At 72.9% G+C, this 17,464-nt stretch carries 13 protein-coding genes and 1 pseudogene; 3 read left to right on the forward strand and 11 right to left on the reverse strand.

What is annotated here, in order from left to right:
• Window position 1: 1 nt before the first annotated feature.
• Complete coding sequence (locus tag AB0H82_RS06165; RefSeq protein WP_362989345.1) at window positions 2–1,225, reverse strand: CapA family protein; 1,224 nt, start codon at window positions 1,223–1,225, stop codon at window positions 2–4.
• Between the two features lie 286 nt (window positions 1,226–1,511).
• Between AB0H82_RS06165 and AB0H82_RS06170 the strand changes: the two genes are divergently transcribed.
• Both AB0H82_RS06170 and AB0H82_RS06175 read left to right on the forward strand, forming a co-directional pair.
• Window positions 1,512–2,024 (forward strand): hypothetical protein, encoded by a 513-nt coding sequence (locus AB0H82_RS06170; RefSeq protein ID WP_362989347.1) that lies wholly within the window; start codon window positions 1,512–1,514, stop codon window positions 2,022–2,024.
• A 90-nt stretch (window positions 2,025–2,114) separates the two neighbouring features.
• The gene (locus AB0H82_RS06175; protein WP_362989350.1) at window positions 2,115–2,759 is read left to right on the forward strand and encodes a zf-HC2 domain-containing protein; all 645 of its coding nucleotides are present in this window, start codon (window positions 2,115–2,117) and stop codon (window positions 2,757–2,759) included.
• Window positions 2,760–2,768: 9 nt separating this feature from the next.
• On the opposite strand, the gene AB0H82_RS06180 is transcribed toward AB0H82_RS06175, so the two are convergent.
• The 7 genes from AB0H82_RS06180 to AB0H82_RS06210 form a co-directional block, all read right to left on the reverse strand.
• Window positions 2,769–3,629: a DNA-formamidopyrimidine glycosylase family protein gene (locus AB0H82_RS06180; RefSeq protein WP_362989352.1), complete on the reverse strand. Its 861-nt coding sequence runs from the start codon at window positions 3,627–3,629 to the stop codon at window positions 2,769–2,771.
• A 9-nt stretch (window positions 3,630–3,638) separates the two neighbouring features.
• Window positions 3,639–5,738 (reverse strand): SpoIIE family protein phosphatase, encoded by a 2,100-nt coding sequence (locus tag AB0H82_RS06185; RefSeq protein WP_362989354.1) that lies wholly within the window; start codon window positions 5,736–5,738, stop codon window positions 3,639–3,641.
• Between the two features lie 60 nt (window positions 5,739–5,798).
• Window positions 5,799–6,743, reverse strand: a complete 945-nt coding sequence (locus AB0H82_RS06190; protein ID WP_362989356.1) for a streptomycin biosynthesis protein — start codon at window positions 6,741–6,743, stop codon at window positions 5,799–5,801.
• Window positions 6,744–7,116: 373 nt separating this feature from the next.
• Window positions 7,117–8,160: a 3-deoxy-7-phosphoheptulonate synthase gene (aroF, locus tag AB0H82_RS06195; protein WP_362989655.1), complete on the reverse strand. Its 1,044-nt coding sequence runs from the start codon at window positions 8,158–8,160 to the stop codon at window positions 7,117–7,119.
• A 177-nt stretch (window positions 8,161–8,337) separates the two neighbouring features.
• The gene (locus tag AB0H82_RS06200) at window positions 8,338–9,576 is read right to left on the reverse strand and encodes an ATP-binding protein (protein WP_362989359.1); all 1,239 of its coding nucleotides are present in this window, start codon (window positions 9,574–9,576) and stop codon (window positions 8,338–8,340) included.
• Window positions 9,577–9,583: 7 nt separating this feature from the next.
• Window positions 9,584–10,237 (reverse strand): response regulator transcription factor, encoded by a 654-nt coding sequence (locus AB0H82_RS06205; protein ID WP_362989361.1) that lies wholly within the window; start codon window positions 10,235–10,237, stop codon window positions 9,584–9,586.
• A gap of 289 nt (window positions 10,238–10,526) precedes the next feature.
• Window positions 10,527–13,520 (reverse strand): AAA family ATPase, encoded by a 2,994-nt coding sequence (locus AB0H82_RS06210; RefSeq protein ID WP_362989363.1) that lies wholly within the window; start codon window positions 13,518–13,520, stop codon window positions 10,527–10,529.
• A gap of 321 nt (window positions 13,521–13,841) precedes the next feature.
• Between AB0H82_RS06210 and AB0H82_RS06215 the strand changes: the two genes are divergently transcribed.
• Entirely contained in the window at window positions 13,842–15,269 is a 1,428-nt protein-coding gene (locus tag AB0H82_RS06215) for a lipase maturation factor family protein (protein WP_362989365.1), read from the forward strand.
• On the opposite strand, the gene AB0H82_RS06220 is transcribed toward AB0H82_RS06215, so the two are convergent.
• The 3 genes and pseudogenes from AB0H82_RS06220 to AB0H82_RS06230 all read right to left on the reverse strand — a co-directional run bounded on the left by AB0H82_RS06220 (window position 15,257) and on the right by AB0H82_RS06230 (window position 17,378).
• Entirely contained in the window at window positions 15,257–16,114 is an 858-nt protein-coding gene (locus AB0H82_RS06220) for an amidohydrolase family protein (RefSeq protein ID WP_362989368.1), read from the reverse strand. The genes AB0H82_RS06215 and AB0H82_RS06220 overlap by 13 nt on opposite strands.
• Window positions 16,114–16,323: pseudogene (locus tag AB0H82_RS06225) on the reverse strand (L-rhamnose mutarotase); the annotation flags it as partial. The pseudogene AB0H82_RS06225 and the gene AB0H82_RS06220, both read right to left, overlap by 1 nt.
• 8 nt (window positions 16,324–16,331) lie before the next feature.
• Window positions 16,332–17,378: an aldo/keto reductase gene (locus AB0H82_RS06230; RefSeq protein ID WP_362989656.1), complete on the reverse strand. Its 1,047-nt coding sequence runs from the start codon at window positions 17,376–17,378 to the stop codon at window positions 16,332–16,334.
• Between the last annotated feature and the right edge of the window lie 86 nt (window positions 17,379–17,464).

The following is a 17,464-nucleotide window of genomic DNA, read 5'->3' on the forward strand; positions in this document are numbered from 1 at the left end:
TCTACTTCCCCATGACCAGGCCGTGCTTGCCCGCGCCGCGGCTGAGGACGACGCGGCGGATGCGGTCGCGCACGTCGCGTACGTCCGCGCCGCGGTCCAGCGCCCGGTTGAGGTTCACGACGCGCACGGAGTCCGTGTCGAACCACATCGGCAGGAACTCGGCCTTCGTCACCCGCCAGCGGGCGCCCGGCCGCGCGGGCGGAGCGAAGGTGAAGCGGCCGATGGTGCCCTGGTTGCCGCGCGGGTCGTGGGCGCCCTCGTGGTTGATCATCTCACCGGCGATCTGGTCGCCCATGCCGTAGACGACCCAGGTGCCGTTCACCTTCTCGTACGCCTGTGGGACGTGGGCGTGCGTGCCGATGACGAGGTCGATGTCCGGGCGCCCGCCCGTCCGCGACGCCGTGAGCCGCTTGCCGAGCCGCAGCTGCTGCCGGTCGGGCTCGTCCTGCCACTCCGTTCCCCAGTGCAGGCTGACGACCACGACGTCGGCGCCCGCCTTCCGGGCCCGCCGGGCATCCTGGATGATCTTGCCGCGGTCGATGAGGTCGACCGTCCAGGGCTTTCCCTTGGGGAGCGGATAGCCGTTCGTGCCGTAGGTGTACGCGAGCTGCGCGACCTTGGCGCCGCCCGCCCGGAGCCACGCCGGGCTCTTGTCCTCGGCGGCCGAGCGGGCCGAGCCCACGTGCTTGACGCCCGCCTTGTCGAGCGCGTCCAGGGTGCGGCGCACGCCTGCCGCGCCGTCGTCGAGGGTGTGGTTGGAGGCGGTGGAGCACGAGTCGTACCCGTTGGCCTTGAGGGCGCGGGCCACCTGGGGCGGGGATTTGAAGGCGGGGTAGCCGCTGTAGTCGCCGTCCGCTCCGTAGACGGTCTCCATGTGGCAGATCGCCAGGTCGGCCTTGCTGATGACGGGTTTGGCGCCCGCGAGCATCGGCGCGAAGTCGTAGCCGTCGCCGTCCGCGTCGGCGCGGGCCTTGCGGATGATCGAGGCGTGCGGGAGGACGTCTCCGGAGGCGGCGAGCGTGAAGCCGCGCCGCTCGGCCGCGGCCATGCCGGCCGGGGAGTGGGCCGGGGCCGGGCCCGCGGAGCAGGCCGTGGGGCCCGCGGCGCCCGCGATCAGGAGGGCCGCCGCGGCGGCTGTCGCGGGGCGCGGACGCCGGGCCCGCGGTCCGTTTCGCGAGGTGACGGTGGTTCGTGTGTGCCGTGTGGTCCGTGCGCGCTGCTTCATACTCCGGCTCCGTCGGTGGGGGCGATATCCAGCCAGACGAATCCACATACGGAATTATCCGATAATCAAGGAGCAAGGCCGCCGTAGTCCCTGAAACGGCGTCAAACGGCCCCGCCTGTGACGCGAACAACACACAGCGGCTCACCTGCGGTGAAACCGGGGCCCGGGTCAAGCCTCCGTAAAGCGCCTTGCCCGGCACCCCTTCCGGGTAATCGGCTGTCCTCACCGTGTGCCGGATTGGGGGGCCAGAGCCGGAGCGCGCGCGGACCGGAGGAAGGCGGAACGGATGCGGCACGAGAGCAGAGGGAACACGGACGGCCCGCAGGAGGGCGGCCTCGCCGTCCCGATGGCGTGGTTGTACGCCGAGTACATCGCCGACGAGCTGCTGCGCACCGGCGATCTGATGCCGCCCACGTCGTTCGAGTACCGGGCGGGGCGCGATGCCCTCGCGCTGACGATCTTCCTGTCGGACAGCGAGGGCGAGCTGTCCGGAATCCGGGTGATCTCCCAGTTGGAGACCTGGCTGAGCCTGACCGCGTACGGCCAGCCGTGGCAGGACTGGGTCCGGGAGCGGATGGCGCTCCGCACGGCGGACGCCGCCGCCGCGGGCGGCCCCCGGCCCGATCTGGAGCTCGCCGACCGGGCGTGGCGCTGGCTGCAGGAGACCGAGCTGCTCGCCCCCGACCTGGACGCGGTGCCCGGCCGCGGCGGGCAGGGCGAGGAGGACGGGCCGAAGGTGTGGACGCCCGCGTGGCGGCTCGGGCTGCCGCTGAGCCACCTGGCGATCCACCTGTTCTGAGCGGGCCGCGGCCCTTGAATGATTCGGCGGTCCGCTGCGTACCGGAGGAGGAACAGCACCCGGCAGCGACACCGAACGGCAAGGATCGCCATGAGGCCCCTGGAGCGGCACCGTGACGCGGGCGCCTACGCGCTCGGCGTACTGGACGAGGCGGACGCCTTCCGCTTCGAGGATCACCTCGTGGGCTGCCCCGCCTGCCTCTTCTCACTCGACGAACTTCATGCGCCCGCCCGCCAGTTGAAGCTGTACCGGCGGGTGACACCGGCCCCCGTGGAGCCGCTCGCCGCGCCCTCTCCAGGCCTGCTGGACCGCCTCCTGCGGGAGGCGGGGCGGGTGCACGGGACGCGGCGCGGGTGGCGGCTGTGCGGGGTCGCCGTCGGGGTCGTGCTGGCCGTCGGCGCCCCCGCCGTGACCGTCGTGACGGCGAGCCAGCCGGGCCCGGTGCGGATCAGCGCGCGGGACGCCCGCAGCGGGGTCTCGGCGACGCTGACCGCCAGGGACCGGGCCTGGGGCACGGAGATCGGGCTCACGGTGCGGGACGCGGCGGCCGACGGGCGGGTCTGCGAACTGGTCGCCGTCGGCGCCGACGGCGCCGAGCAGACCGTCACGACGTGGCGGGTCCCCGCGCCGACCGTACGGACGCGCGGCACCGCGGCCCTGCGCACCGGGCAGACGGAGCGGTACGAGGTGCGCACCGCCGACGGGGAACCGCTCCTGACCCTGCCGCGCCCGTGACCGGCGCCGTCATTTCAGCAGCCGGGACAGCCGCCGGTCCGCGAGGAGCTTCCCGCCCGTCTGGCACGTCGGGCAGTACTGCAGCGAGGAGTCGGCGAAGGAGACCTCCCTGATCGTGTCGCCGCACACCGGGCACGGCTCGCCGGTGCGGCCGTGCACGCGCAGACCGCTCTTCTTCTCCGACTTGAGGCGGCCCGCCGCGACCCCGCGCGAGCGCTCCACCGCCTCGGTCAGCGTAGCCAACAGCGCCACATGCAGCCCATGGACTTCCTCCTCGGTCAGGCTCGACGTGAGCCGGAACGGGGACATGCGGGCCGCGTGCAGGATCTCGTCGCTGTACGCGTTCCCGATGCCCGCGATCAGGCTCTGATCGCGCAACGCCCCCTTGATCTGGCGCCGTTCACCCGCCAGGAGGCGCGCGAACCGCTCCTCGTCGAAGTCGGCGGCCAGCGGGTCGGGGCCGAGGCGCGCGATGCCCGGCAGCTCCATCGGCGCCCGCGTGACGTACACCGCGAGGCGCTTCTGGGTGCCCGCCTCCGTGAGGTCGAAGCCCTCCCCCGTCTCCAGGGCCACCCGCAGCGCCAGCGGACCCTTGCCGGGGCGCGGTACGCCGTCGGGGAGGCGGTCGTGCCACCGCAGCCAGCCGGCCCGGGCGAGGTGCGTAACGAGGTGCGTGCCGTCGGCGTCGACGTCCAGGAACTTGCCGTGCCGCTCCACGGCGGTGACGGTGCGTCCTTCGAGGGCGGTGAGCGGTGGATCGTACGTCTTGAGGACGCTGATCGCGGTGGGCAGTACGCGTACGATCTCCCGGCCGACCAGATGGCCCGTCAGGAACTCGCGCAGGGCTTCCACTTCGGGCAGTTCCGGCATCGCTCTCCCTCACCTCCGCGCTCTGTCCGCGGGCACGACGAACTCGCACCACACGCACTTGCCGCTGCCGCGCGCGTCCACGCCCCACACGTCCGCGAGCCGGTCCACCAGGAGCAGGCCGCGGCCCGACACCCCGGACTCGCCGGCGTCGCGGCGGCGCGGCAGAGCGCTCGACGAGTCCTCCACGTCGACGCGCAGCCGCCGGTCGGTGCCGCTCAGGACGCGCACGGTCACGACCGCGGAGCCGTCGGTGTGCAGCAGGGCGTTGGTGATCATCTCGTCGGCGACCAGCTCGATCTCGTCGGCCCGTTCACCCGCGCCCCAGGCCCGCACCGCGGCCCGGATCATGTGCCGTGCCTCGGCGAGCGCCTCCGGGTCGCTCGGCGCGACGTGCTGCCGCAGCCGGCCGCCCGAGCGGGGCCCGTCGGCCGGGCGGCGGCGCAGCAGGAGGAGCGCGGCGTCGTCGTCGCCGCCGCGGCCGTCGACGATGCCGCAGAGCCGGTCGGCGAGCCGCTGCAGATCGCGGGGGCCGACGGCGGCGAGCTCCGCCAGGGCCCGCATGCCGTCGTCGAGGTCGGCGCCCGGTACTTCCACGAGACCGTCGGTGCAGAGCAACAGGGTCTGCTCCGCGTCGAGTTCGTAAGTGGTGACCGGATAGTCGAGCTGACCGAACTCGGCGGACAGACCGAGCGGCAGGCCCCCGTCGACCGGCACCCGCCGGCAGGACCCGTCGGTGAGCAGGACGAGCGGGTCGAGGTGCCCCGCCCGGACCAGCTGCACCACGCCGGTCGACAGGTCCGCCTCCGCGTACAGGCAGGTCGCGAAGCGTTCGGTGTCCAGCTCGTGCAGGAAACCGGAGGCACGGGCCATCACGGTGGCGGGCGTGTGTCCTTCGGCGGCGTACGCGCGCAGGACGATGCGGAGCTGGCCCATGACGGCGGCCGCGTGCGTGTCGTGCCCCTGCACGTCGCCGATGACGGCGCCGACGCGGCCCCCGGGCAGCGGGATCACGTCGTACCAGTCGCCGCCGATGTCCCGGCCGAGCGCCGCGGCGCGGTACCGGACGGCGATCTCCGCGCCCTGCACGCCGGGGATGGTACGCGGCAGCATGGCCTGCTGGAGGCCCTGGGCGAGGTCCTTCTCCTGCTCGTAGAACATGGCGCGCTGCAGGCTCTGCGCGATGCTGCTGCTCAGCGCGACCAGGACGTTGCGCTCGTCCTCGGTGAAGCCGGTCTTGTCCTGGTAGAGCAGGCCGAGCACGCCGATGGGGCGGGCCTGCGCGATCAGCGGGAGGTACGCGGCCGCGGTGATGCCGAGCTCGTCGATGTGCGGCCAGAGCAGCGGGTAGGACTCCGCGAAGTCGTCGGCCGTCTCGATGTAGCGCGGCGCGAGGGTGCGGACGACCTCGCTCATGGGGTACTGCTCGTCGACGCCCGTGAGGCGCGTGCCGGGCACGAAGCTGCCCGCGGGCCCCTCGGCGACGAGGCGGATGCGGCCCGCCTCGACGAGACCCATGACCAGGTTCGACGCTCCCAGGTGGGCCAGGCCGTGGGTGTCCTGGAGCACGTCGATGACGTCCCGCACCGTGCGGGCGTGCGCGAGGGCCGCCGTGGTGCCCTGGACGAGGCTGGTGGTGCGGCGCCGCTCGGCCTCCTCGTCGGCCCGCTCGCGCAGCGCGGCGGGGCTGTCGCCCAGCTCCCGGGTGGCGTCCCTGACGATGCCCACGATGCGGCGGGGCCGCCCGGTGGCGTCCCGCTGGATGCAGCCCTGCGTGTGGGTCCAGCGCAGCGCGCCGGTGTGGCAGCGGATCCGGAAGTACGCGCCGTACGTGTCGCTGCCGTCCTTCAGGGCGTGCGAGACGATCTGGTCGAGGCGGTGTCCCTCGACGGTCGGGACGCGGAAGGCGAGGGTCTCGGGCCGGTTGTCGTACTCCTCGGGGCGCACGTCGAAGACCTCGTGGGCCGTGGCGTCCATGGTCATCAGGCCCGTGTCCAGGTCCCAGTCGAAGCGGCCCATGCGCAGCGCGGCCCCGTACAGCGCGAGGAAACAGCCGGCCGGCTCCCCGGCCGGCTGTCCACAGCGGCATTGCCCCGCCGGGTCGTGCTCCATGGGCCCACGCTAGGCGGAGGCCCCGGCGCGCGCATGTGGGAGGGGCGCCGCCGCTCCCCGCTACGCCGACTCGGCGACCTTGCTCTGGACCCGTACCGCGACCTCCGTCCACATCTCGGCGCTCTCACCGGCGAGGTAGGCCACGACGCCCCTGCAGTGCGGCGGCACCTTGTCGATGATCTGGTCCCACTCCTCCCTGCTGATCGTGTGGATGCTCAGCAGCCGCAGCAGGGTGCGGCCGATCTCGCTGAAGCGCAGCGCCGGGTCCGCCTTGAGGCGCTTGACGGCGGCGGCCCGGTCCTGGGCCGCGTCCCGGTCGGGCACGGCCGAGGGCCGGGGAATCCGCGGGGCGGTGGCGCGGTCGTCGCGGTTCGCCTGCTTCCCGCGCTGCGGCACCGGGTCCTCGCCCCGCATCATGCGGTTGCGCACGTCGCGCACCGTCTCCGGCGAGATGGCCGCCACCCGGGCCACCTGGCGCAGCGACAGCCCCGGGTTCTCGGCGATCAGCTCACCTGCGAGCCTGCGCCCCTCCGCGCCGTTGATGGGCCGGACCCGGCCGTCGTGGCCGATCCGGCTCTCGTCGCCCTGCCGGCCGCCCGGGGCGCGCCTGCGGAGGTCCGCGACGGTGCCGGGGGCGATGCCGCTGACCGATGCGATCATCCGGTCCGACCACTGCGGGTGGGAGGCGATGATGCGCGCCGCCGCCCGTTTGCGGTCCGCCGTCGTCAGCGGCAGACCATGTGTGACGTTCGATTCGACGGCGAGGACGAAGGCGTCGTCCTCCGCGCCGTCGAAGTACTTCACCGCGATCTTGCTGCGCCCCTGGAGTTCGGCGGCGCGCAAGCGGTGCAGGCCGTCGATGACCCGCATCGTCGGACGGTGCACGGTGATCGGCGGCAGCGGCGTCTGTACGACCGCGAGCGCCTGAACGTGCTCCGGATCGACGCCGGACGTCCGCGGTGAGTCCGTCGTCGCCAGCGAGCCGATCTCGACTTCGACGACCATGAGCCGGTCGATTTCTGCGTGCCCAGGTGTTGCCAACTCAACTCCCCCTCAAGCTCTGTTGTCCCCCGTGCGCGCGTCCCGGCACACCGCCCGGACGCGCCCCAGCGCCGAGTCCCCCTGCCGCCTTGGGTCCGCTCCGGTGCGCGTCACGTATCGCCCTTGGTCGAGGGCTCCTGAAGTGAATGCGTCGTGTGCCCCGCGGGTGTGTTCTCCCGGATTACAGAATTCACCCGCGCTCGGCACCCCGGTCCCTTCGGCGGGAATCCGCGCGCCCGGCCGCGGGATTATTTCCCCGGCCGAGCACTTTCACCCTAACAACGCCCTTTCGGCCCCGGAACCCCTCACTGACAGCGCGCCACGGGTTCCGCCACCCCTATTCACCCCTACCGGCCCGCACATCGGCGGCAGGCCGCGCGAGGGTGCGGCCCATCAGCGGCGTCAGCGCGTCGACGGCGCTCGCCACCGCACCGATCTCCGTCCGGGTCAGGGCCTGGTCGCCGTCGCAGAGGGCCCGCCCCGGCTCCGGATGCACGTCGATCATCACGCCGTCCGCGCCGACCGCGAGCGCGGCACGGGTCAGCGGCAGGACGAGGTCCCGGCGGCCGCCGGAGTGCGAGGGGTCCACGATCACGGGGAGGTGGGACAGGCGCTGGACCACCGGCACGGCGCTGATGTCCAGCGTGTTGCGGGTGGCGGTCTCGAAGGTGCGGATGCCGCGCTCGCACAGCACGATGTCGAGGTTGCCGCGCTGCGCGATGTACTCGGCGGCCATCAGCCACTCCTCGATCGTGGCCCCGAAGCCGCGCTTGAGGAGCACGGGCCGGCCGGCCGCGCCCACCTCCTGGAGCAGCGCGAAGTTGTGCATGTTGCGGGTGCCGATCTGCAGCATGTCCGCGTAGGGGGCGACCAGTTCGACGCTGGCCGGGTCGATGACCTCGGTGACGACGGGGAGCCCCGTCTCCTCCCGCACGTCGGCGAGGATGCGCAGTCCGGTCTCGCCGAGCCCCTGGTACGCGTACGGCGACGTGCGCGGCTTGAAGGCCCCGCCGCGCAGCAGCGCCGCGCCGGCCTTCTGCGCCATCCGCGCGGCGGCCAGGGTCTGCGAGTGGGTCTCCACCGCGCAGGGCCCGGCGATCACGGTCAGGGTGTCGGGGCCGATGGGCACGCCCCCGACGGTCACGACGGAGCGGTCCAGGTGGTGTTCCCTGCTGACCAGTTTGTACGGCACCGAGATGCGCACGACCTCCAGGACTCCGCGCAGGTGGGACAGGTTGAGGGCGCCGAACGCCGCCACGTCTCCCACCAGGCCGACGATCGTCCGGGTGACGCCTCGGCTGACGAAGGCGTCCCCGCCCGCCGTGCGGACCAGTTCGACGACCGCGTCCACATCTTCCTGCGTGGCCTCCGGGGCCATCACGACAACCAAGGGGTTCCTCCCGTGAACGGTGTCCCGGCGGAGCGGGACTGATCGCGAATACGTGATATCCCTCGACCGGATCGAAATCCGCCCGCGCTCCGGAAAACCGCGGAAAGCGCGGGGAACCGTCGGGGAAATACGTCGGGCGACCACGGTAGAAGTGCCGACCCCCTTTCCTCAACGAAGTCCGGCCCCCTTGTCCAACTGCGCAATATCGACGACGCCCGCACCCGGCCCGTCCGGCTCATCGAACTCACCGGACTCACCGGGGCAGAGCGGAAAGGCGACCTCCACCGCGAGCCCGCCGCCCGGCCGCGCCCGGGCGCTGATCACGGCGTCGTGGGCGAGGGCGATGGCGTGCACGATGGAGAGGCCGAGGCCGTGGTGGCCGTCGCCCGCCGTGCGGCCGAGGCGCTGGAAGGGTTCGAAGAGCCGTTCCACCTCGTCCGGCGGCACCCGCGTGCCGGTGTTCGCCACGGAGAGGACCGCGTGCCCGCCCCGGCCGCCGGTGGTGATCCGCACCTGTCCGCCCGGGGTGTTGTGGCCCACGGCGTTGTCCACGAGGTCGGACACCAGGCGCTGCACGAGGGCCGGGTCGCCCAGCAGGGCCGCGGAACCGATGGCGGTCTCCACCCGCAGCCCGCGCCCCTCGATCCGCGGACGCGAGGCGTGCAGGACCCACTCGGTGACGCGGGCCAGGTCCAGTCGCTCGCGGTGTCCGAGGCCCCGCTGACTGCCCGCGAGCGTCAGCAGCGACTCCAGGAGCCGGGCCTGCTGTTCGCTGATCTCCAGCAGCCGCTCGAAGTGGGCACGGAACGATTCCGCGGTGGCGTCGCGGTCGATGAGCGCCTCCTCCAGCAGCGCGTGCTCCAGGGTGAGCGGGGTGCGCAGTTCGTGGGCGGCGTTGGCGACGAAGCGCCGGTGGGAGTCGAGCGCCGTCTCCAGGCGGCCGAGGAGCCCGTCGACGGTGTCGGCGAGGTCCTTGATCTCGTCGCCGGGGCCCTGGACGGCGAGCCGCTCGTGGAGGGTGTGCGCCGAGACGCGCCGGATGGCGCCGGTCATCGTGCGCAGCGGACGCAGCGCGCGCCGGGCGACCAGCCGGCCGAGGGCGGCGGAGACCACCACCATGACGGCCAGGGCGATCCCGGACTGGACGAACAACTCCCGGAGCTGATCGGCGTGTTGCCGCACCGCCTGTTCGTGGAGCCGTCCGGCGATGTCGCCGGTCCCGGCGGCGGTGTGGACGCCGGGACCGGCTCCGGGGCCTGCTCCGGTTCCGGTTCCGTCGACGACCACCCGGTCCGCGGGGAACCGGGCGACGAGCAGATACGTGAGAGTGAGCAGGACCGCCCCCGAGGCGACGAACAGCGCGCCGTACAGCAGCGTGAGGCGTGTGGTGAGCGAGGGCAGGCGCATGGGCCCCTCAAATCCGGTAGCCGCTCCGAGGAATGGTCTCGATGACGGGCGGGGTGCCGAGCTTCGGCCGCAGGCGGTTGATCGTCGCCTTGACCGTGGTGGTGAACGGATCCGTCGCCTCGTCCCACACCCGTTCCAGGAGTTCCTCGGCCGAGACGACCCGGCCGCGGGCCGCGAGGAGGTACTCCAGGACCGCGAACTCCTTGGGCGTGAGCGCCAGTCGCTCCCCGGCGCGCGACGCGACCCGCCGCGCCGGGTCGAGTCTGAGGTCGCCGCGTACGAGGACCGGGGGCAGCGCCGTCCGCGAGCGGCGGCCCAGCGCCCGGATGCGGGCCACCAGTTCGGCGTAGGCGAACGGCTTGGGGAGGCAGTCGTCCGCACCGAGGCCGAAGCCCGCCGCGCGGTGGGCGATCGTGCCGGACGCCGTCAGCATCAACACCCGGGCGCGCCCGGGCTGTTCGGCGAGGCGACGGCACACCTCGTCGCCGGGCACGCCGGGCAGGTCCCGGTCGAGCACGACCACGTCGTAGTCGACCACGGAGGTGCGTTCGACGGCGTCCGCGCCGTCGAGGGCGACGTCGACCGCCATGCCTTCGCGGCGCAGCACCCGCGCCACCGACTGCGCGAGCTCGGCGTGGTCCTCGACCACCAGGACCCTCATCGCGGGGGCCTCATCGGGGAACTGATCATGAAGTCCACGGTGCCCGAACCGTCGTCACGCACCGGTCACAACCCGTCGTGTCCGGGCCTGCCCGGACTTCCTGTGAACCGGTCACAGATCTTCGGACCGCGGTGTGACCGACCGCCGCGTAGAAACGGAATCGCACCACCGCCACTGTGCCAGGGCCTCGTGACACCCCGCGACACCTCGCGACACCTCGCGACACCTCGACAAGGAGATGCCGGCCGTGCCCACCAACGGGGAGACGGACATGACCGACGTCCGGTCGTCAGCACACGTGCAGCCGGTCACAGGCGTCGTGCGTCGCGGCCCCCTCGCGGTCCCCCTCCCCCGGTCCCGCGAGGGGGTTCAGCTTGGCCGCGAGGTCGGCCCGCCGCTGGACGGCGAGCTTGCGGTACGCCCGCGTCAGATGCTGCTCGACGGTGCTGATCGTGATGCAGAGCTTGTCGGCGATCTGGCGGTTGGTGTGGCCGCGGACGGCGAGCGTGGCCACCCGCAGTTCGGCGTTGCTGAGTTCGTCGGGATGTCGGCGGTTCCCGGCCGACCACGGCTGTTCGGCGGGGTGCGGGCTGTCGGCGTCGGCCGCGGCCGGCATGCTGGGCACGGGCACTCCGCACTCCCCCGCGAGCCGCTGTGCCTTCCGGGCCAGGGCCCGCGCCTGGCCGACCTTGCCGAGCTCGCGCTGCGCGCGGGCCAACTCGTCGGTGGCGCGGATCAGTTCGAGGCGGTGGCCGCGGTCCCGCAGGATGTCGATGGCCTCGACGAGCAGCGGCGGCCGGTGTGCGGCGTCGAGCGTGCCGGCGAGCATCCGCAGCGAGACGGCTCGCGCGCAGTCGTTCTTCCGGCCGCTCAGGGCCAGTTGCTCCTCGGCCAGGCCCCGGGCGCGGTCGCGGTCGCCGAGGGACAGGTGGGCCTCGGCCGCGTCGGTGCGCCAGGGCACCAGCGCGGGCAGGTCGAAGTCCCAGCGCCGCATGAGGTCACCGCAGGTGAGGAAGTCGTCGAGTGCGGCGTAGGGGCGTCCGGCGGCGAGGTAGTAGTGGCCGCGGGCGCGCAGGTAGAGCAGGCCGTCCGCGGTCTGGAACGCGGCGTCCGGCACCGGGACGCTGAGATGCGCGGCGGCCTCGTCGAGCCGGCCCATGACGGTCCTGGTGGACACGGCGGTGGCCACGGGCGAGACGACGGCCACGCCCCAGCCGTCCGCGGGGACGAGGGCGAGCGCGGAGCGCGCCGACTCCCGCGCGGCGACCAGAGCGCCCGTCCTGAGCTCGATGCGCGCCTTGGCCGCGGCGAGCAGCGCCTGCCACATGGGGGCGCGCCGCTCGACGGCCTCCTTCAGGAGCGTCTCGCACCAGAAGCCCGCGGCCTCCAGGCGGTCGGCGAGGAGCAGGGAGTTGAGCGCGACCAGGAGCGGCGTCAGCGTGCCGTCGTCGAGGCGGGTGCTCTGCAGGATCTGCTCGGCCCTGACCACCACGTCGTCGCCGGGGCCGTCGAGGAGGGCCTTCACCAGCGTGGCCGCCCGCTGATGCGGGCTGCGCGCGAGCGCCGCCGCGTGCTGTGGGCTCGTGTCCTGTGCCGTCGTGTGTTCCGGCGTCCCGCCCAGGCAGGCCCCGGCGGAGGCGGGGAGGCCCGGATAGGCGTACGTCATCCAGCGGCGCGGGCAGTCGTGCCGGTACCGGACGCCGGGGCCGGGGCGTCCCGGCGGCACGGTGCTCTGCCGCTCGACGGCCCGGAGCACGTCGAGGGCGCGCTCCGCCCGGCCGAACCAGAGGAGGTGGCCGACGAGTTCGTCGGCGTGCCGGGTGCCGAGGCGCCCGTCGAGCGCCGCGGCGGTGAGTTCGGGCAGGTGCTGGGCGACGCCGGCCGGGTTGACGCGCCAGCCCGCCCGGGTGAGCGCGGCCCGGATCTCCAGGGCCTGGTCCGGGTCGGTGCTGCTGTCGCGGGCGATGCGCAGGCAGGTGAGGGCGAGCTCGACCTCGTCGTCGGCGAGGGCGCGCTCCGCCGCCTCGATCAGGGTGCGCCGGGCCCAGGGCGCGTCGGCCGTCTCCGCCGCGATGAGGTGCCGCACGACGACGGTCGGGGCGGCCCCGTGCTCGTGCAGCACCTGGGCGCAGCGGGCCTCGACGCGGGCGCGGTCGGCGGGCTCCAGGCTCCTGAGCACCGCGGCGCGCCCGACGTCGTGGCGGAACCAGCCCGCGTCGAGGAGGCCCGCCTCGTTCAGCGCCCGCAGGCTGTGCAGGAGCGACTCCCTGCTGGCCCCGAGGACTTCCACCAGTTCGGCGAGGGACATGTCGGCGCCCGCCACCGCCAGGGCCCAGGCGGTGCGCCGGGTGGCGAGATCGCTGCGGTACAGACAGGTCGCGACGGCCCGCACGAACGACTCACCCGGCACCAGGCTTGCGGACGGTGTGGTTCCGGCGCCCGCGGCGCGGTGGTCCTCGATGAGCGCGCGGGTCAGCAGCGGGCTGCCGCCGCCCATGTGGTGGATCTCCGGGACCAGCTTGCGCGTCCGCCACCCCGGCTCACCGAATACGGAGATCATTTCTGCGACTCCGGAGTGTGTGAGCGGACCGAGCCTGATATTTCGGCAGCCGGGCAGACGCAGCAAATCAACGCGTAATCTCGCGTGTCCTGCCAGGAAGCCACTGTTCTCGCCCAGCACGACCAGAATGCGGCTGACGGCCAGCCGGCGGGCGAGGAAGAGGAGGCATTCCAGTGAGTGTTCGTCGGCATGCCGTGCGTCGTCGATACTGAGCACCAGGGGCCTTTCCCTGGCTTTTTCGAGTAGAATCCCGCAGAGCTCGGGAATCTCGTTCATGGCCACGGCGGGCAGTTCCCCCGCTGCCCGCCGTGTCTGGGCCGAGCCGGCGATGAGCTCCACGAGCCGCGCCGCGCGCCGGGCGTCCGCGGCGGGCAGATCGGCGCCGAGGAGCAGTTGCCCCATCACTCCGAGGGGCAGGTCGCTCTCCGCGTCCGACGCTGTGGCCTGCAGGTGCAGTGCGCCCGAGGTGTTGACGCGCGTCTCGAAAGCGCGCAGCAGCGCGGTCTTGCCACTGGCCACCGCGCCGCTGACCAGAATGACTCCGCCATGCCCGCTCGCACTTGAGTCGAGCATGTGTTCCATGATCGAAAGTTCTTCACCGCGTTCCACCAAGTTCATGAGCCGACTTCTCCCCCGCGGCTGACGGCTGATCCGTGAGCGGCCGTAAGACCAACTGGATCCATTCCTCGACTGAACCGGCCACCCGACGGACGACTCTGCCATATCTGAAAATCAACTACCAGCGCTATTTGACTCAATGCCGCGCCAATACCGTCACGAATGCGCCACATCCACGGCAATCGGACGCGGCCGCTCCATATCATTCGGAAACACTTGCGTATTTGCCTGATGACGGAACTCGGCGAATTCAGGGAAGGCGGCTGCGGGCCGGGCGAAAAGACCGCCGTGGCGAATGGGACGGCAGCGACGAGAGGGCCGGGGAACGATTGGCCCGTTCCGCATGGCTGTCCCGCCCGCCGTCTGACCGATTCGACTCGCCGGCCGTCGAAGGCGCCGGCGTGCGGCCGACCGCACAATGGGCACGTGGAGTGGTTCACCGCGGACGCGTACTGGTTGAGCCGGCTGATCTTCCAGCGGGCCCTGGCCGCGCTGTATCTCGTGGCCTTCCTGGGGGCCGCCCTGCAGTTCCGGGCGCTCATCGGTGAGCGCGGAATGCTGCCGGTGCCGCGGTACGTGGCGCAGGTGCCGTTCCGGCGGGCGCCGAGCCTCTTCCAGCTCCACTACTCGGACCGCTTCTTCGCGCTCTGTGCCTGGACGGGCTGTGCGGTCGCGGTGGCGCTGCTGGCCGGCGCGGACGGTCTGCTGCCGCTGTGGGGCGCCATGCTGCTGTGGCTGGTGCCCTGGGCGCTGTACCTCTCCATCGTGAACGTGGGCCAGACGTGGTACGGCTTCGGCTGGGAGTCGCTGCTCCTTGAGGTGGGCTTCCTCGCGGTCTTCCTCGGCAACGACCGGGTGGCGCCGCCCGTCCTCGTGCTCCTTCTCCTGCGGTGGGTGCTCTTCCGCGTGGAGTTCGGCGCCGGGCTGATCAAGATGCGCGGCGACGCGTGCTGGCGCAGGCTCACGTGTCTGTACTTCCACCACGAGACGCAGCCGATGCCGGGCCCGCTGAGCTGGTTCTTCCACCGGCTGCCGAAGCCCGTGCACCGGGTGGAGGTCGCGGCCAACCACGTCACCCAACTGGCCGTGCCGTTCCTGCTGTTCACGCCGCATCCGGTCGCGACGGGGGCGGCCTGTTTGATGATCGTGACCCAGCTGTGGCTGGTCCTCTCGGGCAACTTCGCCTGGCTGAACTGGCTCACCGTCGTGCTCGCGGTCTCCGCACTCGACCTGTCCGCCTGGCATGCGGCACCCGCTGTCGCGGAGGCACCCCTCTGGTACGTGGTGGTGGTGACCGCCGTCGCCGCGCTGCTCCTGGCGCTGAGCTACCGTCCGGTGCGCAATCTGCTGTCCCGGCGGCAGGTCATGAACCGCTCGTTCGACCCGCTGCACCTCGTCAACGCGTACGGCGCGTTCGGCAGCGTCAGCCGCGTCCGCCAGGAGGTCGTCATCGAGGGCACGGCGGACGAGGCGCCGCGCGAGGACGGCGACTGGCGGGCGTACGAGTTCAGGGGGAAACCCGGTGACGTACGTCACTGGCCGCGCCAGTTCGCCCCGTACCACCTGCGGCTCGACTGGATGATGTGGTTCGCCGGGCTCTCCCCCGCGTACGCCCGGTCGTGGTTCGGCCCGCTCGTGGAGCGCCTCCTGGACGGCGACCGGGACACGCTGCGGCTGCTGCGGAGCTCACCGTTCCCGCCCGACGCCCCGCCCGCGTACATCCGCGCCCGGCTCTACCGCTACCGCTACACGACCTGGCGCGAGCTGCGTGACACGGGTGCCTGCTGGGAGCGTACGTACGTCCGTGAGTTCCTGTCGCCGACGCGGCTCGCCCCGCCGGCTCAGAAGCGGTAGACGCGCCTGGCCGTGCCACCGAACACCTCGGCCCGCCCGGCCGTGTCCAGGGAGCGCGTCAACAGCCGTGCGGCGTCGAGGACTCCGCCGTACTCGGCGGCGAGCGTGCTGACCGGCCAGTCGGAGCCGAACATCAGGCGCCGGGGCCCGAACGCCTCGACCACCGTGTCCGCGAACGGCCGCAGGTCGTCCACCGTCCACGTCGCGCGGTCCGCCTCGGTGACCATGCCGGAGAGCTTGCACACGGTGTTGGGACGCGCGGCGAGCGCGCGGACGGCGGACGCCCAGGGTTCGACGGCCCCCGACGCGATGGGCGGCTTTCCCAAGTGGTCCAGCACGAACGTGAGTTCAGGCATCTCCGCGGCCGCCTTGGCGCAGGCGGGCAGCTGATGGGGCAGCACGACGAGGTCGTAGGCGAGTCCGGCCGCAGCGACCGCCGCGAGGCCCCTGCGGACGTCGGGGCGCAGCAGCCACTCCGGCTCCGGCTCACCCTGTACCTGATGGCGGATGCCCACCAGGTGCTGCCCGCCCGGCAGTTCACGCAGTGCGGCCAGCGTGTCGGCCACGTCCGGGCGGGTGAGGTCCGTCCACCCGACGACCCCCGCCACGAGGTCGCTGTCCGCCGCGAGGGCGAGGAGCTCCGGGGTCTCGTCCGGGACGGTCACCGTCTGGACGAGGATCGTGGCACCGACGCCCGCCGCGCGGGCCTCGGGCGCGAGGTCGGCCAGGGTGAAGTTCCTGCGGATCGGCGCGAGGGCGTCGCCGGTGATCCACTCCTGGTCGCGCACGGAGAGGTCCCACACGTGGTGGTGGGCGTCGACGAGGAGCGGCCCGGTCCCGGTCACGGCAGCTCCCGCAGGACGGGCATGCGCCCGTAATCCCCGCGCTCCAGAGCATGGAAGAGGTCGGCCCCGCTGCGCCGGATCGTCCAGGAAGAGGCGCCCGCAGCGCGGATCGCGACGGTGAGTTCGGCCGGCACCTCGCGGTGCGCGGCGTCGTAGGTGTCGTAGGTGTCGTAGGCGTCGGCGTGGTCGGTGCAGGCCTCGGTGTGCAGGGTGACTCTCACAGCCGGTGCCTTCCCCGTACGCCTCCCGGTATGTCTTCATCCATATCCCGCCGCGCCTCTCCGGGGACCGGCACCTCCGGCGGCAGCAGCCCTGTCTCCCTCGCCTCCCGCCAGAAACCGGCGGGCACCTCGGCGGCGAACTGTGCGGCGGCGTCGGTGACCTGCTCGGGGGCGCGGACGCCGACCAGCACGCTGGCGACGGCCGGGTGGCCGGAGGGGAAGGCGAGCGCGGCGGCCCGGAGCGTGGTGCCGTGCCGTTCGGCCACCGCCCGCAGGGCGCGGGCGCGCGCCAGCAGTCCGGGCGGCGCCTCGGTGTAGTCGAACCGTGCCCCTGGCCTGGGGTCGGCGAGCAGGCCGGAGTTGAAGACGCCGCCGATGACGACCGAGGTGCCGCGCTCGCTCGCCGCGGGCAGCAGCTCGGCTAGGGCCCCGTGGTCAAGGAGGGTGTAGCGGCCGGCGCAGAGCACGGCGTCGACGTCGGTCTCGCGGACGAAGCGGGTGAGCATCTCCGCCTGGTTCATGCCGGCTCCGATCGCGCCGACGACGCCTTCGGAGCGCAGCTTCTCCAGGGCCGGGTAGCCCTCGCGGAAGGCCTCTTCGGCGTGGTCGTCGGGGTCGTGCAGGAAGACGACGTCGAGGCGGTCGACGCCGAGGCGGGTGAGGCTGGACTCCATCGACCGGCGTACCCCGTCCGCGCTGAAGTCCCAGACCCTGCGGTGCGTGCGCGGCACCGCGAAACCGCCGTCGGCTAGGTCGTCGCCGGTCGCCTCGTCGGCCGGCTCCAGGAGTCTGCCGACCTTCGTCGAGATGACGTACGAGGAGCGGTCCCGGTCGCGCAGCGCCTCCCCCAGCCTGCGCTCGGACAGACCGAGGCCGTAATGCGGGGCGGTGTCGAAGTAGCGGATGCCCGCGTTCCAGGCGTGGTCGAGGGCGGCGGCGGCCTGATCATCGGCGACCGGCGCGTAGAGGTTGCCGATGCCGGCGGCCCCGAAGGACAGCACGGTCACCTGGACGCCACTACGCCCGAGAGCACGCCGCGCCAGACCGCTCGCCGATTCCGGCGCACCCGTCGGTTCCGGGGCACTCGCCGGTCCCCGGGCGCTCGCCTGTTCCAGGGCGCTCACCAGGT

This window comes from Streptomyces sp. NPDC050732 (genome assembly GCF_040654255.1).
In the GTDB taxonomy this organism is placed as follows: domain Bacteria; phylum Actinomycetota; class Actinomycetes; order Streptomycetales; family Streptomycetaceae; genus Streptomyces.

Excerpts from the sequence above, each read along its gene's own strand:
- AB0H82_RS06170 (WP_362989347.1), top strand. The coding sequence starts at position 1,512 with ATGCGGCACGAGAGCAGAGGGAACACGGACGGCCCGCAGGAGGGCGGC.
- AB0H82_RS06200 (WP_362989359.1), bottom strand. The coding sequence starts at position 9,576 with ATGCGCCTGCCCTCGCTCACCACACGCCTCACGCTGCTGTACGGCGCG.
- AB0H82_RS06175 (WP_362989350.1), top strand. The coding sequence starts at position 2,115 with ATGAGGCCCCTGGAGCGGCACCGTGACGCGGGCGCCTACGCGCTCGGC.
- AB0H82_RS06190 (WP_362989356.1), bottom strand. The coding sequence starts at position 6,743 with ATGGTCGTCGAAGTCGAGATCGGCTCGCTGGCGACGACGGACTCACCG.
- AB0H82_RS06165 (WP_362989345.1), bottom strand. The coding sequence starts at position 1,225 with ATGAAGCAGCGCGCACGGACCACACGGCACACACGAACCACCGTCACC.
- AB0H82_RS06205 (WP_362989361.1), bottom strand. The coding sequence starts at position 10,237 with ATGAGGGTCCTGGTGGTCGAGGACCACGCCGAGCTCGCGCAGTCGGTG.
- AB0H82_RS06180 (WP_362989352.1), bottom strand. The coding sequence starts at position 3,629 with ATGCCGGAACTGCCCGAAGTGGAAGCCCTGCGCGAGTTCCTGACGGGC.
- AB0H82_RS06185 (WP_362989354.1), bottom strand. The coding sequence starts at position 5,738 with ATGGAGCACGACCCGGCGGGGCAATGCCGCTGTGGACAGCCGGCCGGG.
- AB0H82_RS06210 (WP_362989363.1), bottom strand. The coding sequence starts at position 13,520 with ATGGCAGAGTCGTCCGTCGGGTGGCCGGTTCAGTCGAGGAATGGATCC.